This window comes from Thalassovita mediterranea, from assembly GCA_019448215.1.
Lineage (GTDB): Bacteria > Pseudomonadota > Alphaproteobacteria > Caulobacterales > Hyphomonadaceae > Henriciella.
The window spans coordinates 3034281-3058587 of record CP080408.1 but is presented as its reverse complement, the minus strand read 5'-3'; the positions used below and the strand labels follow the sequence as shown (position 1 = coordinate 3058587).

At 60.0% G+C, this 24307-nt stretch carries 23 protein-coding genes; 9 read left to right on the top strand and 14 right to left on the bottom strand.

Features of this window, described 5'->3' with window-relative positions:
* Positions 1-344: 344 nt before the first annotated feature.
* Positions 345-683 carry a YnfA family protein gene (locus KUV46_14980; GenBank protein ID QYJ00617.1) on the bottom strand — a complete coding sequence of 113 codons (339 nt, stop codon included), beginning with the start codon at positions 681-683 and terminating at the stop codon, positions 345-347.
* Between the two features lie 56 nt (positions 684-739).
* Here KUV46_14980 and KUV46_14975 point away from each other — a divergent pair, with 56 nt between their 5' ends.
* Both KUV46_14975 and KUV46_14970 read left to right on the top strand, forming a co-directional pair.
* Positions 740-919: a hypothetical protein gene (locus tag KUV46_14975; GenBank protein ID QYJ00616.1), complete on the top strand. Its 180-nt coding sequence runs from the start codon at positions 740-742 to the stop codon at positions 917-919.
* A complete protein-coding gene (locus KUV46_14970; GenBank protein ID QYJ02426.1) occupies positions 853-1029 on the top strand; it encodes a hypothetical protein in 177 nt (58 codons plus the stop codon). Before KUV46_14975 ends, KUV46_14970 begins: the two co-directional genes overlap by 67 nt.
* Here KUV46_14970 and KUV46_14965 read toward each other — a convergent pair.
* The 13 genes from KUV46_14965 to KUV46_14905 form a co-directional block, all read right to left on the bottom strand.
* Complete coding sequence (locus tag KUV46_14965) at positions 1026-1256, bottom strand: isoprenylcysteine carboxylmethyltransferase family protein (GenBank protein QYJ00615.1); 231 nt, start codon at positions 1254-1256, stop codon at positions 1026-1028. The genes KUV46_14970 and KUV46_14965 overlap by 4 nt on opposite strands.
* Before the next feature lie 282 nt (positions 1257-1538).
* Positions 1539-1829: a copper-binding protein gene (locus tag KUV46_14960; GenBank protein QYJ02425.1), complete on the bottom strand. Its 291-nt coding sequence runs from the start codon at positions 1827-1829 to the stop codon at positions 1539-1541.
* Positions 1830-1957: 128 nt separating this feature from the next.
* Positions 1958-5164: a CusA/CzcA family heavy metal efflux RND transporter gene (locus KUV46_14955; protein QYJ00614.1), complete on the bottom strand. Its 3207-nt coding sequence runs from the start codon at positions 5162-5164 to the stop codon at positions 1958-1960.
* Position 5165: 1 nt separating this feature from the next.
* Positions 5166-7010: an efflux RND transporter periplasmic adaptor subunit gene (locus KUV46_14950; GenBank protein QYJ00613.1), complete on the bottom strand. Its 1845-nt coding sequence runs from the start codon at positions 7008-7010 to the stop codon at positions 5166-5168.
* A complete protein-coding gene (locus KUV46_14945) occupies positions 7007-8221 on the bottom strand; it encodes a TolC family protein (protein ID QYJ00612.1) in 1215 nt (404 codons plus the stop codon). The genes KUV46_14950 and KUV46_14945 overlap by 4 nt, the downstream gene beginning before the upstream one ends.
* Positions 8222-8767: 546 nt before the next feature.
* On the bottom strand, positions 8768-9043 hold the full coding sequence (locus KUV46_14940; GenBank protein QYJ00611.1) for a metal-sensitive transcriptional regulator: 276 nt from the start codon (positions 9041-9043) through the stop codon (positions 8768-8770).
* Positions 9044-9103: 60 nt separating this feature from the next.
* Complete coding sequence (locus KUV46_14935; protein ID QYJ00610.1) at positions 9104-10462, bottom strand: MBL fold metallo-hydrolase; 1359 nt, start codon at positions 10460-10462, stop codon at positions 9104-9106.
* Between the two features lie 51 nt (positions 10463-10513).
* Positions 10514-11068 (bottom strand): DUF305 domain-containing protein, encoded by a 555-nt coding sequence (locus KUV46_14930; GenBank protein QYJ02424.1) that lies wholly within the window; start codon positions 11066-11068, stop codon positions 10514-10516.
* Positions 11069-11173: 105 nt separating this feature from the next.
* The gene (locus KUV46_14925; GenBank protein ID QYJ00609.1) at positions 11174-12499 is read right to left on the bottom strand and encodes an APC family permease; all 1326 of its coding nucleotides are present in this window, start codon (positions 12497-12499) and stop codon (positions 11174-11176) included.
* Positions 12496-12963: a DUF411 domain-containing protein gene (locus KUV46_14920; protein QYJ02423.1), complete on the bottom strand. Its 468-nt coding sequence runs from the start codon at positions 12961-12963 to the stop codon at positions 12496-12498. Before KUV46_14920 ends, KUV46_14925 begins: the two co-directional genes overlap by 4 nt.
* A 50-nt stretch (positions 12964-13013) precedes the next feature.
* The gene (locus KUV46_14915) at positions 13014-15233 is read right to left on the bottom strand and encodes a copper-translocating P-type ATPase (protein ID QYJ00608.1); all 2220 of its coding nucleotides are present in this window, start codon (positions 15231-15233) and stop codon (positions 13014-13016) included.
* 135 nt (positions 15234-15368) lie between these two features.
* Complete coding sequence (locus KUV46_14910; protein ID QYJ00607.1) at positions 15369-15824, bottom strand: isoprenylcysteine carboxylmethyltransferase family protein; 456 nt, start codon at positions 15822-15824, stop codon at positions 15369-15371.
* Complete coding sequence (locus KUV46_14905; GenBank protein QYJ00606.1) at positions 15821-16465, bottom strand: cation diffusion facilitator family transporter; 645 nt, start codon at positions 16463-16465, stop codon at positions 15821-15823. The genes KUV46_14910 and KUV46_14905 overlap by 4 nt, the downstream gene beginning before the upstream one ends.
* Positions 16466-16539: 74 nt before the next feature.
* On the opposite strand from KUV46_14905, the gene KUV46_14900 reads away from it, so the two are divergent.
* The 7 genes from KUV46_14900 to KUV46_14870 all read left to right on the top strand — a co-directional run bounded on the left by KUV46_14900 (position 16540) and on the right by KUV46_14870 (position 24304).
* Positions 16540-16995: a helix-turn-helix domain-containing protein gene (locus KUV46_14900; protein QYJ00605.1), complete on the top strand. Its 456-nt coding sequence runs from the start codon at positions 16540-16542 to the stop codon at positions 16993-16995.
* Positions 16996-17111: 116 nt separating this feature from the next.
* Entirely contained in the window at positions 17112-17438 is a 327-nt protein-coding gene (locus KUV46_14895; protein ID QYJ00604.1) for a hypothetical protein, read from the top strand.
* A gap of 71 nt (positions 17439-17509) precedes the next feature.
* On the top strand, positions 17510-18805 hold the full coding sequence (locus KUV46_14890; GenBank protein ID QYJ00603.1) for a TolC family protein: 1296 nt from the start codon (positions 17510-17512) through the stop codon (positions 18803-18805).
* Positions 18802-20031: an efflux RND transporter periplasmic adaptor subunit gene (locus KUV46_14885; protein ID QYJ00602.1), complete on the top strand. Its 1230-nt coding sequence runs from the start codon at positions 18802-18804 to the stop codon at positions 20029-20031. The genes KUV46_14890 and KUV46_14885 overlap by 4 nt, the downstream gene beginning before the upstream one ends.
* An 11-nt stretch (positions 20032-20042) precedes the next feature.
* Positions 20043-23156, top strand: coding sequence for a CusA/CzcA family heavy metal efflux RND transporter (locus tag KUV46_14880; protein QYJ00601.1), 3114 nt, complete (start codon positions 20043-20045; stop codon positions 23154-23156).
* Positions 23140-23388: a hypothetical protein gene (locus KUV46_14875; protein ID QYJ00600.1), complete on the top strand. Its 249-nt coding sequence runs from the start codon at positions 23140-23142 to the stop codon at positions 23386-23388. The genes KUV46_14880 and KUV46_14875 overlap by 17 nt, the downstream gene beginning before the upstream one ends.
* A complete protein-coding gene (locus KUV46_14870) occupies positions 23372-24304 on the top strand; it encodes a cation diffusion facilitator family transporter (protein ID QYJ00599.1) in 933 nt (310 codons plus the stop codon). The genes KUV46_14875 and KUV46_14870 overlap by 17 nt, the downstream gene beginning before the upstream one ends.
* Positions 24305-24307 lie beyond the last annotated feature (3 nt).

The following is a 24307-nucleotide window of genomic DNA, read 5'->3' as shown; positions in this document are numbered from 1 at the left end:
TCATGTCCGATCTCGGGAGTGAAACCGAGCATTGCCTGAGTCTGGCGATGCCCTACTGGTGGCTTCGGCTCATGCCCCTAACTCTCGTCGCGATTTCCGGCTCGTGGGACATTCTTTTTGACGGGCTGCAAATGATTCTACCAAGCACGCGCTTGAAGGGTTTCGAGCCTTCAGGGACTTCGGCGACAAGCTTAACTGAATTCATGCTACATTATTGCAAGACTGGCTTGCCATTTAGGTTCAAGCCCTTAGTTGAAGCGACCAGCCTCGGCTAGAAAAGGCTGCCGATCGCGGGATGATTTTCGGGCCTGTGCAATTTATTGTTCTAGGGTGCGTGGAGAAAATCAGGTGGACGTGCGAGCCGCAGCGATGATGATGGCGGCTCCGATGAGGCAAACACCGGCGCCAATCAGGTCCCAGCGGTCCGGTCTGACACCCTCGATCAACCACAGCCAGGCGAGCGAACTCGCGATATAGACCCCTCCATAAGCGGCATAAGTGCGTCCCGCGGCGGAGCTGTCGACCAGTGTGAGCAGGTAGGCGAACAATGCCAGTGACGCCATGCCCGGAACAACCCACCAGACTGGCTTGTCGAGCCGAAGCCACGCCCAGAACGCGAAGCATCCAGCAATTTCGGCGATCGCGGCGACAATATAGGCGGCGATGGTTGGCATATTAATCATCCACATCTTGACTGATTGACGCCTGAATCGCGGCAGACATCAACGCCTGTGAAACCTTGATCGATCTGCCCGAAAGGGTGCAGGCAGTGCTGCTGGCCAACAAAGCTTTTGATGCGGACCGCATACGTGGCCATGAACGGAGCGGCGTGAAGTCCGTCATTCTTCCGCGCTGGGACCGCAAGACATTGAATTCTGTCGCCAACGTAAGTGCATTGAGCGCGCGTTCGGCGATCTGAAAATCAATCGCTCCGTCGCCAAGCGTTGTGATCAGCTCACCGAGAGCTTCCTATCCATGCGGCACATCGCCTTAGCGCGATGCTGGCTCAAATTTGTCCATGCAGCCTAGACCCATCTCCGGGTTCGGCGGCAATAATCCTCATAATGACGACCGAAGAGTTCACGCAAAACGCGCTTCTCCAGTTTAATCTGCCCTTCGGTCATGACCATTACAAACGCGCCGGGGACGAAAAGAGCGGCCAGATTTCCGAGCGCCAAAGAGCCTGCTGTCAGAAGCAAGGCAAAGCTGAGATACATTGGATTGCGGGTGTATCGGTAGAGCCCGCCGGTAACCAAAGTCGATGCGGCCTCTGATGGAGCGGGAGGAAAGATAAATTAATACAAAGGCTTATTGGTCGTCGTGTGCGCTCCCTGTACAGTAAGAATTCGCGATGATGCCAAAAAAGTCCGATGAAGGAGGGCGGTTTGGATTGCTAAGGCAGACGGTGTATTCTCTCAAACGCCAAGCACCCAATGGAGGACAGAGAGTATGTGAAACCGCCTCTCAGACCAGACGGTTTCATACTGACTTCGTGACGATGAGTCTGGAAGTAGCTCTTGGGCTATTGAGCCCTTGACTTAGTCAGCGAAGCAATCGGTATCGCTCTCGTCGGCATTACAGATGTTTATGATCCGGAAGGAGCCATCGCGGCCACGTTTGACTTCGAAGGACACCCGGTCCCCTTCGGAAAAGCCTACCAGGTCGGCTTCGCCCATCAGGGCGAAATTCATGGTCATGGCTCCCATGCCAATACCTTCAAACGGTCCGTGATCAATCGTGACGGAGCCACCATCTGAACCGATCGATACGATGTTGCCCATTGCACGGCCTGTGTCCTGGTTCCTTTCATTTGGACTAAGAGTTGGCATCCGGGCTGCATCCTCCATATTGATGGACATGGTCTGCGTTTCTGGCTGCAAACCTTGTGTGTCGGCGGGTTCACACGCAGCAGTGGCTACAGCTAATACAGTTGAAGCAAAGAGAGGGACGAAACTCTTCACGATGGTTCTCCTTCGTTTTGTAGGTATGTTGTATGAGCACGGCGCTCGTTTTGCGCTGCAAGCTGAAGCCCGACGCGGATGTAGTAGATGGCCGGAATCACGACCAGCGTGAGGAGCAGGGTTGATGCCATGCCGCCGAGCATCGGCAGAGCGATCCGGCGCATCACATCGGATCCCAGACCATCCGTCAGAAAGATCGGCGCAAGACCGGCAAATATAGTTGTGACGGTCATCAACTTCGGGCGGACACGCATTGCGGCGCCCCTGCTGACGGCAGCCAGCAGCTCTTCCCGGTTTTGCGGGCGTGTCCTGCGAACCTCGCTATCGATGTAGAGAAGCATGACCACGGCTGTTTCGACGGCAATGCCACCGAGCGCGATAAAGCCAACGGCTACCGCAACCGACAGGTTGTAACCGGCAAGCCAGACCGCCCACATGCCTCCGATCAGACCAAAAGGGAGGCTGGCCATGATGATCAGGGTACGATCCAGCCGGCCGAAGTGCAGCATGAGGAGCAGGAAGATCAGGGCGACCGCGGCGGGGATGGCGATTTGCAGGCGCTCATTCGCCTCCTGCATCTGCTCGAACTGGCCAGAAAATTCGACGGCATATCCGGCTGGAAGCTCTATAGTCTCGGCGATCACCTGCTGTGCTTCCGCTACATAGCTTCCGATGTCCCGGTCCGCGATGTCGATGAATACCCAGCCGGTCAGGCGGGCATTCTCCGAGCGGATCATTGGCGGGCCCTCCATGTAGGAGATGTCTGCGAGCTCACTGAGCGGTATGTGCGCGCCTGAAGGTGTCGGGACGAGTATCTCTTCAAGATCATCGGCGCTGTCGCGGAAGGGACGGTCGTATCGCAGCATGATGTCATAGCGCTCACGGCCTTCAACCGACTGGCTGAGCGCCATGCCGCCGAGTGCAGTCTGGACGACCGACTGAAAGGCAGCCATGTCGATGTTGCGTCTGGCGAGTTCGCTTCGGTCGGGCGTGATTTCGAGATATTTCCCGCCCATCACGCGATCGGCGAAGGCAGATCTGGTTCCGGGTACGTTTGAGACCGCCGCCTCGATCTGGCGGGCGATGGCTTCGATTTCTGTAAGCTCGTCGCCTGTGACCTTGACGCCAATTGGAGTTCTCACCCCAGTCGAGACCATGTCCATCCGGATCTTGATCGGATAGCCCCAAGAATTGACGAGCCCTGGCATTTGCAGTTTCGCATCGAGTTCATCGGTGATGTCATCGACGTTAGTCCCTGGCCGCCATTCTTCCTTTGGCTTCAGTTTGATCCAGGTCTCGATCATAGTCAGCGGCGCCGGGTCCGTTGCGGTATCGGCACGGCCTGCCTTGCCGAAGACCCGGTCCACTTCCGGGACCGTCTGAATAACCCGATTTGTCTGTCCGAGAATCTCTCGCATCTTGGTCGCCGACACGCCGGGCAGGGTGGTTGGCATATACAGCAGTTCGCCTTCGTAGAGGGCCGGCATGAATTCGGAACCAATGCGTTGAACGGGTACAATAACGCTTGCGGTAAGCGCGAGGGCGATCGCAATGGTTATCCACTTGAAGCGCAAGGCGATGTGTAGAACAGGCATGTAAGCCCAGACGAAGAAGGCATTGACCGGATTGGCTTCCTCGCGGCGAAACCGACCCCGCATCAGATAGAGCATCAGGACCGGAACGAGGGTCACCGACAGGATCGCCGCGAAAGCCATGGCGTAGGTTTTTGTGTAAGCGAGCGGGCTGAACAGCCTGAAACTTTGCCCTGTGAGCGCAAAGACTGGCAGGAAAGAAACAGTGATGATCAGGAGCGAGAAGAAGATGCCAGGGCCGACTTCCTGGGCAGCCTCCACCAGAGCCTGACGGCGAGCTTTCGGGTGGGGTTTGGCCCCGAGATCAGCCAGTTTCCGGCTTGCATTCTCGACGAGAACAATCGAGGCATCGACCATCGCCCCAATCGCGATGGCGATGCCTCCAAGCGACATGATGTTCGCGGTGACGCCCTGCCACGACATGATGAGAAACGCGCCCAGAACACCAAGCGGGAGCGTAATGATCGCCACAAGCGATGAGCGCACATGGAGCAGGAAGATGAGGATGACGAGCGCAACCGCGATACCTTCCTCGATGAGCTTGTGGGTGAGATAGTCGACAGACCCTTCGATGAGTGGAGCGCGATCATAGACGGTGACAATTTCGACCCCTTCGGGCAGTCCGCGCTGCAGGCTTGCCAGCTTTTCTTTCACCGCTTTGATGACGGTCAGGGCGTTTTCGCCGTCACGCATCACGACAATGCCAGACACCGTCTCGCCTTCGCCGTTTAACTCGACGATACCGCGGCGCAGGGCCGGGCCTTCCACAATCCGGGCGACATCACTGAGTTGAACGGGTGTGCCATCCTCGGCCTTAACGACGACCTGTTCGAGGTCGGGTTTCTCATCGACATAACCCGATGAACGGATCACGAACTCTGTCTCACCCTGTTCGAGGACCCGGCCGCCGACCTCGCTCGATGCCGCGCGAACGGCATCGCGGATGCGGGCGATTGAGAGGTCGTAGCTGCGTAGGCGATTTGGGTCGATGAGGATCTGGTACTCACGCACGAAGCCTCCGACAGATGCGACTTCTGCGACCCCCTCAACGCCTGCGAGTTCGAGTTTCAGAAACCAGTCCTGCAGTGACCGCAGTTCGGCGAGGTCAGTGTTTCCAGTCTTGTCGACAAGGGCGTATTGATAGACCCAGCCCACGCCCGTCGCATCCGGCCCGATTTGAGGCACGGCGCCTTCCGGAAGCTCTGAACCAAGCCTGGACAGGGCCTCGAGCACCCGCGACCGAGCCCAGTAGAGATCTACATCGTCGTCGAAAATGACGTAGACGAAGCTGGTGCCAAACATGGACGAGCCGCGCACGTCCTTCGTTCGCGGCAGACCGAGCAGGTTGGTCGACAGGGGATAGGTGACGAGATCCTCAACGATCTGAGGGCTCTGACCGGGAAAGTCAGTGCGGATGATGACCTGGGTATCGGTGAGATCTGGTACGGCATCTAACGGCGTACGCTGCACTGCCATCCATCCGGTTACAGCGAGTGTGGCGGCCAGCATCAGCACGATGAGCTGATTGGACACAGACCAGGAAATCAGCTTGGCGACCCATGACTTGGAAGGATCGCGCCCGGCGAGTTCGTCTCTTTCCAGCTCTGTCATATCAGCGGTCCCGGCCCTGCGGCTTCTGCGCGTCGGCAGAATTGTCGCTTTCAGAATTCATCGACATGGCCGCCATCGGGTCTGGCCAATTGATCAGTTCCGCCGTTTCACCGCCGTAAGGATTGCTGGGCGAGTTGCCTTGCTCCAGCCAATAATGGCCGCTGGCTTCATCCCGGTAGAGCGACAGCCCGGCATCCCGGTAATGGCTTGGTGCCCCCTCCAGCAGCCAGGGACGTAGCGCCTGCATAAGGCGGGAGAGTGCGATGCGCAGCTCTTCGGTGTCGTTTGCCTCCTGAGCACGCAGTAGAGCGTCCTTGGAGCTATCGATAACTGGCTCAAGCCCAGTAGTCGCAAATTGCGACCTTAGCTTCGCTGCGAGGCCGATCGCCGGCTCTACAAAGAGGGGATCAATCTCATAGGCGTCCGTCAGCGCCTCATGGAAATAGAGCGCCATGTCGGTGAAATGGTCGATTTCGGCAAGAGTTTGCGCATTTATCGGAATTTCGGAAAGCGGCGCATCCGGGTCTGTCAGTGTGTCCGCCGGCGCTTCAAGTTTCGAGAGGCCCTCCCTCAGATTGGCTTCGCTATCAAGCAGGAATTGGCCGCTTGCAACGATCATCTCGCCGCGCTGAAGACCTTCGAGGATTTCTGTGCGGCCATTGGAGGAAACGCCGGTTTTTACAGCGCGTCCTGAGAACCTGCCTTCGCCCTCCGCGACGATGACGCGGGCGCCCTCGCTGCCAATGACTATGGCTTCGCTGGGGACAGACAGGCGTGGCTGGCCTCCGACATTGAGTGTAATATCGGCATAAGCTCCAGGGCGAAGATAGCCTGAGGCATTGTCGACTTCTATCCGGACATCAGCTGTTCGCGTCTTCGGGTCTATCGTCGGATAAATATAATCTATCCGGCCCTCGTCAGGCGCTTCCGGCGCACTGGGAAAACTAAGACGGACTGGAACACCAGTGTCCACCAATGGAAGGTCGCTTTCCGGTATGGATGCAATGATCCAGACGCCCGAATAGGACTGCAGGCGGAGGATGGGTGTGCCCGGTTTGACGTAGTCGCCATCGCGCACCTGAAGGTCGGCCACCGTACCGCCCGCCTCTGCATAGACAGGCACGCGTTCAATTACCTTTCCGGACTCTGTCAGCTGCCTGATGGCAGCCTCCTGCATTCCAAGCGAACGCAGGCGCTGGCGAACCGACGAAATACGCGTTTCGTTCCCGATATCGATCGAGTTCAGATAGTCTTTTTGCGCTGCAATGAGGTCAGGGCTGTAGACCCGATAGAGCAGGCTACCCGGCCTGACCGTGTCACCTTCGGCATTGACCGCAAGATTCTCTATCCAGCCTTCAAGTCTCGAGACCGTCGCATTCTCCAACCGCTCATTGGTCTCGACCGTTCCGAAGGCTCTCAGCACGCGGCTGAAATCGCGGACCTCTGCGGGTGCTGTCCGGATGCCCATGGTCTGGATCATTTCGGGTGACACCGTGACGCCGGCTCCAGCCTCGTCGGCGTAAACGGGGATGTAATCCATACCCATGGAATCTTTCTTCGGAACGGGCGAGGTATCCGGCTTACCCATCGGATGCTTGTAGTAGAGGATTTCGCGCTCGCCACTGGCACTACTTTCCTTTTTATCGGCTGGTACAAGGTCCATCCCGCAGATCGGGCAAGTGCCATTCGGATCTGTAGAGATGTAGTGAGGGTGCATCGGGCAAGTGTATTGCTGCTCCCCGACTGCCGCTTCGGGGATGGCCGTCTGGCGCGCGGTGGGGGCACCGCATCCGCCGAGTGCAAGGCCGCCAAGTGTGATGGCGATGAACAGATAAGCATGTCTCATGGGGTCACCAGAAGCGCGTTGAGGCGCGCGATCGAGGCAGCCTTGAGGGCTTTTTCGGTTTCGATCTGAGCGCGGAGTTTGAGAACGGCAATCTCGCCATCAATGATGGGCGCATATCCGCCGACGCCTGATTCATAGATATTGAGCTGTGCATCGATCTCGTCTTCGACGGCACCAATCTCTCTCTCAAGAATGTCGAGACTGGTCTCGGAGGATTTGATCGCTGCTGCCAAGGATGCGTAGCGGGCGGAGGCACTTCGAGCAGCGGCCTGGTAGCGTTGTTCGGCACCAGCCCTCTCGGCTCGGGCTGCGCGAAGGCGCGGCTCTTGTTTCTGTTTCGCCCAAAGAGGAACTGTGAAAGTAATTGTGCCGGACACCCAGTCATCGCCGGCAAAGGTCTGGCCGGCATCGCGCTGCTGGTAAGTGAGTTGCGCACCCCATTCTGGTTTCCATTCCGATCTTGCTTCCTCGACGCCGAACTCAGTCACCCTGACAGCAGCATCAGCGACGCGTACTGCATGGAAATCGAGTGCCGCGCCTGACCATTCCTTCATTCGAAGCGGCGGGATGGGCGTATTTGGCACAAGCCCAACAAGATCCATAAGCTGGGCATCGATTTCTGCATCCTGCCGTTCGAGATCGACGCGCGTTCTTGAAACCTCGGAGCGCTCGCCTTCGATTTCGGCCAAGCGATAGACCGCGGGGCGGCCTGCATCGATTTCAGCCCCGACGACCCCGGTCAGCTCGTCATATTTGGCGTCGCGGGCGTCGGCCAGAATGCGTTGCGCCTCGATACGCTGCTTCTCTGCCAGAAGTGCGATGAGTTCAGCCCGCAATATTGCGAACCGGGCGTCGCGGGCGGCATCTGTCTGCAAGGATATGGCGCGCGCTTCGCCGGCGCGGGCTTCGCGGCCAGCGAGGCTAGGAAATTGCTGGCGGACACCAATCGCTTTGTTGGTCGGCAGATAGCTTGTGAAGGACGGATCATAGATGGGGAAATTGTTGATCCCGATAGAGACAACAGGATCGGGCAGGGCCGTTGCAGCGCTGGCGCGTTCCCGGCTCGCTTCGGCGTCATATCGAAGAGCTGACAGACTTGGATGGTCTGCGAGACGGATTTCGAGCTCGTCGAAGCTCTGGGCGTGGGCCGCTGGCAGAAGCGTGATGGCTACAAGCGCTGCGGCTTGCAGAATTCTGATTGTGGTAGGCATGATAAAACAGGTTTTCCTGACTGTGAAAGCACGACGATCATGGGCTGCTCAGGCAGCCTCAGATCATCGCTCTCAATTCAGGAGACGCTGTTTCAAGCTTATAGGCGTGAGGGGCGGGAGATCAGGAGTCTCGGGAGGACCAGTTTTGAGAATCGGTCTTTCGGGAGGGAAGGTGACAGGCGCCTCATTTGCGACAGCCGCGAACACCTGGTCGGGATGTCTGATCGTAACCGGTGGGTTAGCATCGGCTTGCGCCTGCATCAGCATAGGCGGACAGTCAAAACCAGCGGGACAATCTGAGGAGGAAGAACGCTTCCCTGGCCCATGATCCATGGCAGGCGCAGGCGCCATTTCGGGGCAAGGATGGATCTGACTTTCAGATACGGACAATACCTCGGCATCGCCCAACATCATTGGACACGCCATGACTGGCTGCCCCGCCAGGAAGGCGGCGACAGCGATCATCACAAGGCGCGTCCAGAGAGTCATCAAAGGCAGCCTAGATTGTAACTCTTGATATTTGCTTGCGAGCAGCCCGTACATACGTCATTTCTTGCGGCCTCCAAGTACAGCGACCAGCTCTTCAACTTTTTCGCGGCGATCCTCGACGCTGCTTGAGGTAAGGGCGTGATCGACGCATGTGTTGATGTGATCGTTGAGAACTACCGTTTCCAGGCCAACCAGAGCGGCTTTGACGGCCTGAACTTGGCGGATCACATCAATGCAGTACCGGTCTTCGGCTACCATCTTTGAAATACCGCGCACTTGGCCTTCGATCCGGGCCAGTCTTCTGATCGCGGCATCCTTCGTCTCCGTTTTCATCGAATATACCCCATACCGGGTATCATAGTTAGTGCGATTTTTGGCAAATGCGAGTCTCCATCAGTGGATGGTGTGCATACTAGCCTCAGTCCACGCTTTCATCGATCCGATATAGACATCGACTTGGGAAAAGCCGCTCCGCATGAGCTGCGAGGCAGCAATCGTGGCGCGGGCGCCACTGCCGCACATGACCGTAACCGGCTTGTCCGGGTCGAGGTCACTGGCGGCGCCGGGCAGCTTTCCGGCATAGGCGTGCATGCTGTTCTTGATGTGGCCGCTTTCATACTCATCGAGGGACCGGACATCGAGCAGGGTCCAGCCAGCCGGTGGATTGTCCACGCGTGAGGCGACCGTTTCCGTGTCGACGAATTCAAGCGCCTCGAGCGGACCGTTCTTGATTGCCAGTGGCATGGCCCCGCCGACAAATCCGCTCACATTGTCGAAGCCGATCCTCTGAAGCGTCGTGGCTGCCTCGATGGCCTGGTCTTCATCGCGGGTGACCAGCAGCACCGGCTTGTCAGCGGGCAGCAGCCAGCCGGCAAACGCGGCCAGCATGTCGAGCGGGATGCAGAGCGCGCCCGTGCGGTGTCCGCCAGCAAAATCGAAAATGCCGCGAACATCAAGGCAGACCGCATCGCCCGGGTCGAGCAGCTGGGCGGGGGAAGCCGGCATGGGCGCAGGCGGGGCGGCCTCGGTGCCTTCCATGTTGCCTTCTTCCATGCGCCGGAAATACGGCGGAATATAATGGTTCTCGGCAACCTTGGCGTCGATGAAGGCCTCGCGGTCTTCGATCTGCAGGCGCGGATTGTTGCGCTTTTCGTGCCCGATGGACGAGAACTCCCGGTCGGCCATGCCAGAGCCGCAGACCGACCCGGCCCCGTGTGCGGGATAGACCAGGCACTGGTCGCCAAGTCCTGTCAGCTTTTTCAGGCTGTCATAGAGAAGGCCGGCGACTTCGCGTTTGCGATCGGGATAGAAGTCGGTCCGGCCGACATCACCGATGAACAGGGCATCGCCCGTGAATACGCCAACAGGCCCATACTCGAAGCTCTTGTCATAGAGAACGTAGGACAGGCTGTCGTCGGTATGGCCGGGGGTTTCGAGCACCTTGATCTTGGCGCCCCCGATCTCAAACGTATCGCCTTCTCTCGTCTTGGCAGCGTACTGCACCGGCCTTTCAGGGTTCGGTCCATGCCAGACCTGCGCGCCGGTCTCCTGCTTGATAACGGGAGCGCCCGAGAGCAGGTCCTCATTCCTGTGGGTTTCGAAGACGTGCTTGATGACAGCGCCTTCCTCACGGGCAAGCTCCAGATAGACGTCGATGTCACGGCGGGGGTCGATGACGGCCGCTTCACCATCGGCGCTCAGGAAGTAGGAGAGGTGGGCAAGACCTTCTGTCTTGATCTTTTCGAGTCGCATTCTGTTCACTCCTTTGCGGGATCGATTGGGTCTTCTGATCGGGTAGGCACGCTAGTCCTCAGCGACCGACGCGCCAGCAGCTGCATCAGGGTTGAGGGTACCTTCAAAAGGTGGAACCGGGCGGGCCTCAGCAGCGCTTTCCGTAGCTGCCACGCCGTTCGCCGCAATGTCGGAGATCAGCCATTCCATTTCCTTGATCTCCCGGCGCTGGGCCGTGATGATCTCGTCAGCAAGTTCGCGCACCCGCACATCGTCGATGCCGGCGCGCTCACTTGTCATGATGGCAATGGAGTGGTGCGGGATCATCGCTTTCATGTAGGACCGGTCTTCCACCGTGGCCTGGCTGCGCACCAGCCAGAGGGCCAGCACGAAGACGATCGCCGCGCCGGCATAGATGCCGAGATTGATGCGGCTGTTCTTGTACATCCCCAGCATAAAGCTCAGCATCACCACGGCCATCGCCGCGCCCATGATGAAGGCCATGTAGAAGCGGGTCTCGCTCCAGCGAACATGCTCCCACGCATAGGTGTTGAGATACATCAGGCCGAGCATTACGGCCGTCGATGTCGCGATCATGGCGGCAAAGCGCCAGTAGCTGGTCTTCATGTCCATTTGATCCTCTAGATACTGGTATGGGGTATCTGAGGCCAACGGAAAATTAGGGGGCGGGGTTCCGCATTACTTTCGGGTAATTAGCCATGGGTTGCCTAATTACCCACGGCCAGAATGGTGCCCGCCTGCGGTTTCCCGCATTCGCTGCAGGAAGAAACGTTCGAAGGCAAAAATGGCCAGCATGCCTGTGAGTGCGATGATGATAATGGAGGGGTCCGCCTGCCATTTCAGGATGAGAAAAGCCGAAAGCGCCAGCGCATCAAGCAGAATGGCGCAAAGCAGTATCGCTGGCGCGGCTCCGACATCTTGCCTGAGGTGGCGGAAGACGCCCCAGTGGATGATCATGTCCATGACGAGATAGAAAATTGCGCCGAGGGAGGCGATCCGGCTGAGATCGAAGAAGGCGGCGAGCAGGCCGGCTGCCACCACGGTGTAGACCAGCGTATGTTTCTGGATCGTGCCCGGCATACCGAAATGGCGGTGGGGGATGAGGTGCATGTCGGTCAGCATGGCGAGCATGCGCGACACGGCGAACAGGCTGGCCAGCAGCCCCGAGGCGGTTGCGATGATGGCAATCGCCACGGTGAACCAGAGCCCATAGTCCCCGAGCGCCGGGCGGGCGGCTTCGGCCAGCGAATAGTCCTTGGCCGCAACGATTTCCGGCACTGTCAGCGTCGAGCCGACGGCATAGCAGACCAGCAGGTAGACCACCGTGCAGATCGCGAGCGAGATCATGATCGCCCGGCCAACATTCTTCTCCGGCTGTTTCACCTCGTCGCCACTGTTGGTGATTGTGGTGAAGCCCTTATAGGCGAGGATCGCAAGCGCAACGCCAGCCAGGAAGCCGCCCGAAGACGTCTTATTGGCGAAGCCGTCGGAGACGGGGCGGAAAGCAAAGCCCGCCGCCCAGAGCGCGACCAGCGCGAAGACGAGGATGCCCCCGATCTTCAGGACGGCGGTGACCTTGGAGACGCTACCGATAAACTCATTGTCTGCAATGTTGATACCGAAGGCGATGACGATCAGCCCGATGGCGAGCAGCGGCACGAGGACGCCGCCCTCAATCCCGAAGAGCTGCAGCGTGTAGGTGCCGAAAGTGCGCGCCACCAGGCTCTCATTGATGATCATCGAGAACGCCATGAGCAGCGCCGCTCCGCCGGTCACCGTCGATGGGCCATAGGCGCGCTCCAGGATCATCGCGATGCCGCCGGCGCTCGGATACTTGTTCGAGACCTTGATATAGGAATAGGCGCTGAACCCGCTGATGATGGCAGCGAGCAGGAAAGCGAGCGGAAACAAGTCACCCGCGAACTCCGCCACCTGGCCGGTCAGCGCGAAGATACCGGCGCCAATCATGACGCCGGTCCCCATCGCGACTGTCCCGGCGAGAGTCAGTGACCCCTTGCGGTACTGACCGGACCTCATTGGACGTCCGGAGTAGCCAGTTGCGTAGGACCTTCATAAGTCGCGTAGGTCCGGGCGCTGTCCCCGGAGAATAGAAGCACGTCATAACGGTCCGGCGGGTTGGGTGTTTCCATGCCCGGGGAGCCTTGCGGCATGCCGGGCACGGACAGGCCGTCCGCCGCGGGCCGTTCGCTCAGGAGACGACGGATTTCGCGGGCCGGGACATGACCTTCGACCGCATAGCCATCGACTTCACCTGTATGGCAGCTCATCAGCGGATCCGGAACGCCCAGGCGTGCTCGCACCGGCCTCAGGTCTTCCTCTTCCTTGACCACGACATCGAAGCCATTGTCGCGAAGATGATCGACCCAGGCCGTGCAGCAGCCGCACCATGGCGTCTTGTGAACGGTCACTGTCTGCGCGCTCGCCGGGGCCGGCGTCGAAAAGAGCATCCATCCGACAATAACGGCTGCCATGACCAGCATGCCGCCGGCGCCTGCGAAAAGGATTCTGGACATGTTATTTCTCCGTCAGGTCAAAGTTTCAGTGTTCTGAGGCGCAGCGCGTTTCCGATCACGGAAACAGAGCTAAGGCTCATGGCGCCCGCTGCAATCATAGGACTGAGCAGCAGTCCGAAGAAGGGGTACAGGACACCCGCCGCCACCGGCACGCCAAGCGCATTGTAGATAAAGGCGAAGAACAGGTTCTGGCGAATGTTCCTCATCGTCGCATGGCTGAGCTCGCGCGCCTTGGCCACGCCGATCAGGTCCCCTTTCACAAGCGTCACGCCAGCGCTTTCCATGGCGACGTCGGTACCGGTCCCCATGGCGATGCCGACATCGGCCTGGGCGAGCGCGGGGGCATCGTTGATACCGTCACCGCACATGGCGACGCGCGCCCCGGCTTTCTGGAGGTCGGACACGATGCGGTGCTTGTCCTCAGGCGAGACGTCGGCATGCACCTCGTCGATCCCGACCTTCGCAGCCACAGCCTTCGCCGTGCCTTCGCTGTCACCGGTCAGCATGACGATCTTCAGGCCCTCGGCGTGCAGGCGGCGAATGGCTTCGGGTGTGGTGTCCTTGATCGGGTCTGCAACGGCGACAAGCCCGGCGGGCTTGCCATCGACGGCCACGAACATCACCGTCTGGCCTTCCGACCGGTACGTGTCCGCATCCGCGCCGAGATCTTCGGCCCATGCCCCGATCCGTTGCATCATCTTCCGGTTGCCGATGGCGACCGGCCGGCCGTCGACGGTCGCCTGCGCACCCTCGCCGGTGACAGAGCCGAAATTCTCCGCTGTGTGGACAGGGGCGTTACGCGCCTCGGCACCGCGAACGATGGCTTCGGCCAGGGGGTGTTCGCTCGAGCGCTCCACCGCAGCGACAAGTCCCAGCAGCGCTGGCTCGTCGAAGCCTTCGGCCGGCTGGACCAGCACGAGCTCCGGACGCCCGAGTGTCAGCGTCCCGGTCTTGTCGACGACCACGGTGTCGACCTTCTCAAACGTTTCCAGCGCTTCGGCATTCTTGATCAGGATGCCGTTGGAGGCGCCCTTTCCGGTGCCGACCATGATCGACATTGGCGTGGCAAGGCCGAGCGCGCACGGACAGGCAATGATCAGCACGGCAACAGCGTTGACGATGGCAAAGGCCATGGCCGGCTCCGGTCCGAACAGGGCCCAGACGATGAAGGTGATGATGGCGGCGGCAATGACGGTTGGCACGAAAATCGAGGACACGATGTCGGCCAGCCGCTGGATCGGTGCGCGCGAGCGCTGAGCGGCGGCGACCATCTGCACGATCTGCGAGAGCAGCGTCTCCTCGCCGACATGCGTGGCCTTCATGACCAGCGATCCGGTGCCGTTGACCGTGCCGCCGGTCAGCCGGTCGCCGGCGGCCTTTTCCACCGGCACGGGCTCACCGGTGACCATGGATTCATCGACGGAGGAATGGCCTTCCACCACGTCGCCATCGACCGGCACCTTCTCTCCCGGACGCACGCGCAGCCGGTCACCGGCCTGGACGTCAGCGAGATCGACTTCTTGCTCGCTGCCATCTTCGGCAATGCGCCGGGCCGTCGGCGGTGCCAGTTCGAGCAGGGCGCGGATGGCGCCCGAGGTGGCATTGCGCGCCCTGAGCTCCAGCACCTGTCCGAGCAGGACGAGGGTAACGATGACGGCGGCGGCCTCGTAATAGACCGCGACATGGCCGCCATGGCCCCGGAAGGAGTCCGGGAAGATGCCGGGGGCGAAAGTCGCCACGAGCGAGTAGAGATAGGCGACCCCGACGCCCATGGCGATCAGGGTGAACATGTTGAGGCTGCGGCGTTTGACCGACTGCCAGCCACGCATGAAGAACGGCCAGCCAGCCCAGACAACGACGGGTGTCGCCAGGACCGCCTGCAGCCACACACTCACGCTGGGGTCCACCCAGTCCATGAGTGGGCTGCCCGGGATCATCTCTCCCATGACATAGGCGAGCAGCGGGCCGGAGAAGATGAGCGACACCCAGAAACGGCGCGTCATGTCGTCGAGTTCGCTCGTATCCTGTTCGGCTGTGACCGTTTCCGGTTCCAGCGCCATGCCGCAGATCGGGCAGCCAGTATTGGAGGTTTCGCGGACCTGCGGATGCATCGGACAGGTCCAGACCGTGCCGGAATAGCCCTCCGGGATATTGTCGTAGGCGCCGTCCGGCTTGTCCGGCGCGGCATGCTCATGATGGCATGAATGGCCGTGGGGGGATGTATGGTCGGATGACATGGCAATGTCTCCAGGTAGGAGGGCTAATCTTAGCAACAAATAATACCCCAGTGGGGTATAATCAAGAATACCATTTGGTTCGGGCTTTGCCCCAGCCTTGCTCTGGCGATCCGTTGCGGCTCGCGCCCGACGTCGTTACAGCCACCGAGGGGTCTGATCGCGATAGACTTCGTACGCTGGACCGAACCGCGCATGGAGAGCCCGCTCTTCAGGCTTTATCTGCAGGATTGTCATGGAGCTGATGAACAGCGCCAGCATCAACGCCGCGGCATAGTTCTGGAAGGAAAACGCGGCCGCAGTAAGTAGTATTGCAAAGCTGAGATACATTGGATTGCGTGTGTAGCGGTAGAGCCCGCCTGTAACCAGACTTGTTGCGGCTCCTGGATGGATGGGGTTCACCGTTGTTGCTGATTTGCGGAACGTGCCAAGGGAGGCAAGCAGGATCACTGCGCCAATGGTGGCAAGTGCGACAACGCCAATAGTGCCTACCGTTCCGAGCCGGAAAGACAGACCGGGAAACAGCTTTGCTGCAGCCCACGCGGTCAGGCCGAAAGCCGCAAGTTGCAGAACAGGAGGAACACGAAGCGTCAACGCCCGGCCTCCACAGGATGGCCGTCGCTTCGGGGTCCGGATTTAAGCTCGCCCAGCGCCTGAAGTGTGATCGACCAGGACGAGCGCAGGAACAGCCCGGCGAGGACGGCGGCCACCATAAGATCAGGCCAGGGCGAACCGGTCAGGGCGACAAGCCCCGCAGCCCCGATCACGCCGACATTGCCGATTGCGTCATTGCGCGAGCAGAGCCAGACCGAGCGGACATTGCTGTCCCCGTCGCGCCAGCGCAGCAGGATCAGAACGCTCACCAAATTTGCGACAAGCGCCATGGCGCCAATGAGGCTCATCGTGAGGGTCTCCGGCGCACCATCTGCAAAGATGCGGGCGAGTGTCGAGCCGAGGATAAACAGTGCGATCAGGGCCAGAGAACCTGCCTTGAACAAGGACGCCTTTGCGCGCACGGACGCGCTCATGCCAATAACAGCTAGGCTGATCGCATAGGTCGCCGCATCGGCGCCAAAGTCGAGAGCGTCCGCTTTCAGGGCCTGTGAACGCGCAAGATACCCGGCTGAGATTTCGACGACGAACATGACGGCGTTAATGGCGATAACGGCAAAGAGCGCGCGCCTGTAGGCGGGGGATGTGCCGTCAAAGGTCTTGCTCTCGCAACAGTTGGACATGGATAAAACCTGCTCTTCCAATTTCGGAGATGAGAGTCTACAGTCTACAGCCACTGTAGGGTCAAGGATGTATTATGCGCTTCACGATTGGAAAACTGGCGAAGGCGACGGACGTGCTGGTCACGACAATTCGCTACTACGAGTCTATCGGCCTGCTGGACGAACCGGATCGCAGCGAGTCTGGACAGCGTCTCTATACCGAAGACGCGGTCGAACGGCTCGCGTTCATACGGCACGCCCGCGATCTCGGTTTCCCGGTCGAGACGATCCGCGAACTGATCGCGCTTCAGGTCGACCCGGGGCAGGACTGCGAGCGCGTCGATGAGATCGCCCGGCACCAGCTTGGAGAGGTTCAGCGCCGCATCGCGCAACTCAAGTCCCTTGAGACGGAACTCAAACGCATGCTGTCTTCATGCGAGGCCGGAAAAATCGCATCCTGCTCGGTGCTCGCGGCGCTGGGCCATCATGAGGGATGCCTGCATGACGAACATGGCGGACAAGAGGTTCTTGCGAAACCGCCGTCAATTTAGGGCTTGACCCTACAGTGACTGGAGAGGTTATAGGAATTGACCTTGTAGTAATTAACTCGCTTATCACGGAAAGCTGCTAAGTTTATAATATGAATCTGTCCAGGATCATAAGGCACATGCGAACATTGATCGTCATGGTGATGACGGTCGCTTTCGTTGTTGCGCCCATGAGTGCCGCGGCGGATTCGATGCATGCTGGTGACAACGATACATTGATATGCGCCGATGCCGAGCTTTCGCAGGACGGGTTCGGCGAGGAACCCTCGCATGATGGACACGAACACAAGGCCCATCATTGCGGCAGCTGTCATGTCCACATGATAGGCGGCGGCGATTTCGGCGCCGCCATTCAGCCTGAAATTCAGACAAAGCGGCTCTATCCGGGACAGGCAGCCCATGCGAGCCTCGGTCCCGACGGTCTTTACCGTCCTCCCCGCGCTTAGACCAACGACACCAAAACTCTGTGCTGCTCCGGCTGCACTGTCGTTGACTCTAGACGAGGAAGTTATCCGAAATGAGGAATTTGCTATGCGGCGCTGTCGCCGCTACGGCCCTGTCGGCCATGGTCGGGGCGGCCCATGCCCAGGGGTGCGCACCTGTACCCATAGGAACAATTGAATATGATCAAACCCGGCCATTAACGCTGGAACGTGCGGTTGCCCGTGCGGGCCATGCCGCACCGGAAGTCTTGACGGCCGCGCTGGAGGCCAGAGCCGCTTCGGCGGATGCCGATCAGGCGGGCCGGTGGCTCAACCCATCGATCTCTGTGGAGACGGAGAATTTCGCAGGCACCGGCGGTCTCGAAGGTTTCGGAGCCTATGAGACGACGCTGGCGCTGGAGCAGACCTTCCGGCTCGGCGGCAAGCGTCGCCTTTCCGAGAGGGCCGCAAGAGCCGAGGCCGCGCTTGCAAGCGCAGAGTGCGACCTTCAGCGGCTGGAAGCCCAGAGGCTCGCGGGCGAACTCTTTCTGGATTTGCAGGCAGCCATCCAAATGGCGGACGTGGCGGACGCATCGGCCAAACTGGCCGAGGAGTTTGCCAGCGTCGTAGAGCGTCGCGTCGATGCTGGCGCTGCCGCCCCGCCGGAGCTATCCCGGGCAAGGTCCGAAGCGGCAAGTCTTAAGGCCGCCGCCGATGCTGCCCGTGGCGAGGCCGAGGCGCGTGCGCTCGCGCTCGCGTCGGTCTGGGGTAGTGCCGAGGTGGATTTTGTCCTGCCCGAGCCGGAGACATCCGGACTGGCGATAGGCACAGCGGAGCCAGACTCCGCCCCCGGCACCCATCCCAGATTGCAGGCGGCGCAAGCCGGTGCCGATGCCAGAGCGGCAGCGACAGACCGTGCACGGGCGGGCGCTTGGCCGGATGTCACCGTCTCTGCCGGCGTCCGGCGCTTCGAGGACACCGGAGACAGTGCTTTCCTGGCAGGCGTGAGCCTGCCGCTGCCTGTTTTCGATCGCAACCAGGACGCTACCCGGGCCGCCCGGATTCGCACCGAAGGGGCGCAACTCAATGCACGGGCGGTCGAGGCAAGGCTGAGAGCCGAGCAGGCGAGCCTCGCCGCGCAGGTGCGGGCCGCAAAATCCCGCTTGCAGCGTCTCGAGGGTGAAGCCCTTCCACTGGCCGAAGATGCCTACGCTTCAGCCGCCGAAGGCTATCGGGTCGGCAAGTTCGACCTCACCGCCACGCTCGATGCACGGCGTAGCCTGATCGAAACCCGCGCCAAGGTGATAGATGCCCGACTGGCGCTCCAGACACAAACCCTGCGGTTGCGCGCCCTGATTGGCGCTGCACCGTTCGAAGGAGAATCCCAATGAAAAAGAACCTTTTCTACGCGGCAATACTTTCGCCGGCGTTTTTATATCTCGCGGCCTGTGGCAATGGCGCGCCTGCTTCGTCTGACGCAAATCAGACGGCCCTCGAAACCGATGATGAGCATGAAGAAGCCGACGGCGAACATGCAGGCCATGAAGAAGATGGCGATCATGTCGAGCTGAGTGCTGAGGCGGCTGAAGCGGTCGGAATCCACACTGCGCAAGCCGAAACCGGGACGGTTTCGGGCCTGTTGGAACTGCCCGCGGAAATCCGCTTCGATGCGGACCGTGTCGCCAGGGTCTCGCCACAGGTCGAAGGCATTGTCGCCGAGCTTTATGCAGGTGAGGGCGATACGGTGAAAGCCGGAACAACGCTGGCCCGCCTGACCAGCCGTGAGCTTGCCGGGCTCAAGGCCGATTATCTGAATGCGCTGAGCGCGGAGCGCCTCGCGCAGGCGGAACTTGCGCGTGAGGAAAACCTCTGGAAACAGAAAATCACCTCTGAAGCAGATGTGCAGTCGGCGCGTGCGTCGTTTTCGGCGGCGAATGCCGCCCGGGAGGCGGCCGAAAGCAGGCTACATGCCGTAGGCATTGGTCATAGTGTACTGGACGGTTTGGATGAAGCTGCGGATGGCGCCCTGGCACAGGCCTATCTCACCGCGCCGATAACCGGTGAGATCATAGAGCGGAGGATCTCGCTTGGCGAAACCGTGTCGGCTGGCGGCGAGCCCATGTTTGTCATCATCGATGACAGCGTCGTGTGGGCAGATATCGCGGTTTACAAGGAAGACCTCGGAAAAGTCGAGGAAGGCCAGACCGTGGTCCTTCAGCGGGAGGACGGCCAGAGGCTGGCCGAAGGAAAGATTTCGACCGTCCTGCCGGTTATCGCTGAGACGTCCCGTACCGCGACGGCACGTGTCATCGTCGACAATGCCGAACACAGATTGAAACCCGGTCAGTTCGTGACCGCCCGGATCGAGACGGGAGAGGCGCGGTCTGTGGTGCGCGTACCCTCCGATGCGCTTGTCAGTGTCGAGGATAGGATCTCGGTCTTCGTTCCAACAGATGACGGTTTCCAACCGCGCGAGGTGCGCACAGGCGACAGCGCTGGGGGCTATACCGAGATCGTCTCCGGTCTGGAGGCGGGCGAAGCCTTCGTCATCGAGGGTGCCTTCACGCTGAAAGCACAGCTTGAAAAAGACGCTTTCGGCGACGGCCACGCACACTAGGAGACCTGCAAATGATCAATCTGATGCACCGCCTTGCGGGTGGCCGGCTGCTGGCCGCCATCGCCGCACTCGCCCTTTCCATCGGCGGCCTGTTTGCCTTTCGCAGCCTGCCCGTTGACGCTTTTCCAGATCCATCGCCTTCACTGGTCCAGGTCTTCACGGAGACCGAAGGCCTTTCGCCGGAAGAGGTCGAACGCTATGTGACCTATCCGATCGAGACGTCGATGTCCGGCCTGCCCAAGGTGGAGGAAATCCGCTCCACTTCGAATTTTGGCCTATCCGTTATCAACATCTATTTCGAGGATGGCACCGACGTCTATTTTGCCCGGCAGGTGGTTGGCGAACGCCTCGGCGAAGCGGGCGAAGCCATACCCGACGGGTTCGGGACGCCAAAGATGGGGCCGATTTCGACCGGTCTCGGTATCATTATGTATTACCGTCTCGTGGACGAGACAGGTGAGCGGTCTCTCGTCGAATTGCGCGAGATTGCCGACTGGATGATCAAGTATCCGCTCCAGTCTGTCGAAGGCGTGACCGAGGTTCTGTCGCTCGGTGGCTTCGAGAAACAATACCAGGTTCGCCTGGATCCCGATCAGCTGATCTCTTACGATCTGAGCGTCAGCGAAGTGATCGATGCGCTGGAGAGCGCAAACAGGACTGCCGGGGCCCAGTTCATCGAAATCGGTGCCGAACAATATACGGTACGCGGTGTCGGGTTGGCCAAAACCCTTGACGACCTGCGTGAGACACCCGTGAAAACAGTGGATGGGCGTCCGGTTCGCGTTGCTGATCTCGGTGAAGTTGCGATCGGCGGGGGCGTCCGGCAGGGCCTTGCAACCGCCAATGGCAATGGCGAGACGGTCGCTGGCCTGGTGCTGAAACTCTATGGCACCAATACCTCGGAAGTCATCGAGAACGCGCAGGCGCGCTTTGAAGAGATCAACGCCTCGCTTCCAGAAGGGGTGAAGGCTGTACCTTATTATGACCAGGGCACCCTGGTGAAAAAGGCAGCGGCCACCGTGACGACCGCGCTCTGGCAAGGCGCGCTTCTGGTCGCCGTCATCGTCTTCCTGTTCCTCGGGGGCTGGCGGCCGAGCCTGGTCGTGGTGATGTCGATTCCGTTTTCTGTCGGCTTTGCCTTCGTCGCGATGAATGCCCTAGGTATCGGTGCCAATCTGATGACGCTTGGCGGGGTGGCCATCGCCATCGGCATGATGGTCGACGGGGCGATTGTGATCGCTGAAAACGTCGATCGCGGCTTCCGTGAACGACGCGACGGCGAAGACAGCCGTACCACCGTTGCGCGTGCGAGCGCTGAGGTGATCGCGCCGTTGATCGCTGCCGTGGCGGTGGTGATCATTGTCTTCCTGCCCTTGTTCTCTCTACAGGGCACTGAGGGCAAGACGTTCCGCCCGCTCGCAGCCTCCGCGGCGCTCGCCATGACGGGGTCGCTCATTTATGCGGCCCTTATTGCCCCGGCCATGGCGCTTGGCCTGATGCGCGCGCCGAAAAGGAACGAAAAGGAAGGCGACAGCCGTCTGACCCGCGGCATCAGGCCGCTCGCGGCCTTCTTTGTCAGGCGACGCCTTGCGGCCATCGGGCTCGCGGGCGTCCTGCTTCTCGTTGGGGGCTTATCGGCAACCCGGCTTGGCTCGGAGTTTACACCGGCGCTGGAAGAAGGTGACGTCCTGCTCAGGGTGACAATGGCGCCATCCATATCGCTCACCGAAGCGAAGGAGACCTCGACCCGGATCGAGAACCGTCTGCTTGAGACATTCCCGGAAATCAGCTCGATCGTCAGCCGTATCGGACGCGGGGAAGTCGGTGCGCATGCCGACCCCGTCAACAGCATCGAAGCCTTCGTGGCACTTAAACCGCGAAGTGACTGGCGAGAAGGGATGACTCCGGATGACCTTCGCGCCTCCATATCCGACAATCTCGGCAGCTTCCCCGGTGTCCGGGTCAATGTCGGTCAGCCGATCGCGATGTCGGTCGATGAACTTCTCACCGGCACGAAGGCGCAACTAGCGGTCAAGATTTTCGGGCCTGATACGGAGGTTCTGCTTGAGGGATCACAGGCGCTGCAGGCGATCCTCCAGGACGTGCCGGGGGCAACCGACGTCCAGGCCGACCAGATCACCGGCGCACCGCAGCTTGTGGTCTCGCTCAATCGTCCGGCGCTTGGCCGTTACGGCCTAAGTGTGGAGGATGCCCTTGATGCATTGCGTTCCGGTGTCGGCGGGGCCGAGGCGGGGGCCGTTTTCGAAGGCGTTCGTCAGTTCCCTGTCATCGTGCGCTATGCCGAGGCGGACCGGGATACGCCCGAGGCCATTGGACGGATCATTCTGGAATCGGCCAGCGGCGCGCGCATTCCGCTCGAAAGCGTGGCCGATATCCGGGAAATCGTTGGTCCCCGGCAGATCACCCGCGAAAATGGTGAGCGCTTCATTACCGTGCAGCTCAATGTGCGGGGGCGCGATATTGGCAGTTATGTCGCCGATGCGCAGGAGGTCGTCGCCGACCAGCTCGACCTTCCAGCCGGCTACCGGGTCGAATGGGGCGGCCAGTTCGAGCTGCAGCAGGAGGCCAATGAGCGCTTTGCGGTCGTGATCCCGATCACGCTCGGCATCGTGTTCCTGATCCTGCTTCTGACCTTCGGGCGCATGAAGTCGGCCATACTGATCCTGCTCAACATTCCGCTGGCATTGACCGGCGGGGCGATGGCGCTCTGGATTGCCGGTCTGCCCATTTCCGTGCCCGCGACGGTCGGCTTCATTGCCCTGTTCGGCATCGCGCTTGGCAATGGAATGGTGCTTGTCAGTTTCATGGACGATTTTGCCCGGGAAGGCCGGGACCGCGATGCGCTCGCGGTCGAGGCGGCAGGCTTACGGGCACGTCCGGTGATGATGACGGCACTGACAACAGCACTCGGGCTGGCGCCGTTACTCTTCGCAACCGGTGTCGGGGCGGAAGTCCAGCGGCCGCTAGCAACGGTCGTTATGGGCGGGCTCGTCTCATCGACCGTGTTGACGCTTCTGGTCCTGCCAGCCCTTCATCGCTGGTTCGCCCCGAAACCGGAAGCTCACCATTCCTTGCTGGAGGCCGAACATGTTCATCCATCGTGACCTTCGCGTCGCGATCATGTCCGTTTCTCTCGCAGCCCTGACGGGCTGTGGGAGTTTCGGTAACGCGATGGCGTCCCTTTCAAGTGAGCAGGCGGCAAAGGTGCGGGAAGAATGCGGCCTGATACCGTCAAAGAGCCGTGTCAAAAACGCGGTAGACGCGCGGCGACGCGCCTATCTCGAGTGCAAGCGCAATGTGCTGGAAGAGGAGGCCGATCATGAGCCACGCCCATGATCATGACGGTCTTGATCCCGAGAGCGGTGATCGTCGAGTGTCCATTGCTATCTGGGCAAACGCACTACTCACTATTGGGCAGGTTGTCGGAGGTGTTTTCTCCGGCAGCCTCGCGCTCATCGCCGATGCCCTGCACAATTTCTCTGACATGGCGTCGCTTGTCATCGCGTTCGCTGCGCGCAAGATTGCGCGGCGACCAGCTGATGAGCGGATGACCTTTGGGTATGGCCGCATCGAAATCGTTGCAGCCCTCATCAATTATACCTCCTTGATCATTATCGGCCTCTATCTGGTGTATGAGGGTGTCATGCGAATCATTGATCCGCCGGCCGTCGGCGGATGGACAGTGGTCATTCTCGGGGTTGTTGCGCTGGTCATCGATACGCTGACAGCGCTTCTGACCTATTCGATGCAGAAAGGGAGCGTGAATATCCGGGCACTCTTTCTGCACAATCTGTCGGATGCGCTTGCGTCGGTTGCTGTTGTCGCGGGCGGCACGCTCATCCTTCTCTATGACTGGAGACTGGTCGATCCGCTCGTGACGATCGGTATCGCGGTATACATTCTCTATCTGTCGTTCCGCGAAATCGGCGGGCCGATCCATATGTTAATGCTGGGAAGTCCGCCGGACATTGACAACGGTGCCGTCATTGAGGCGATGCGAAGTGTTGATGGTGTCGTGGATGTCCATCATGTGCATCTCTGGCAGATGCAGGAGCATGAGACAGCGCTTGACTGTCATGTGGTTGTATCAGGGGAAAACTGGTCTCGAATCGAGACCGTCAAGGCCGCGATCAAGGAGCGCCTGAATGAGCGCTTCGGAATTGCTCATTCGAGTCTTGAGTTCGAGCACGAAGATCATGCCCACCGAAACGCTGGTATTTACGGGCATTCGAATTCTCAAGGAAAGGAATAGGCC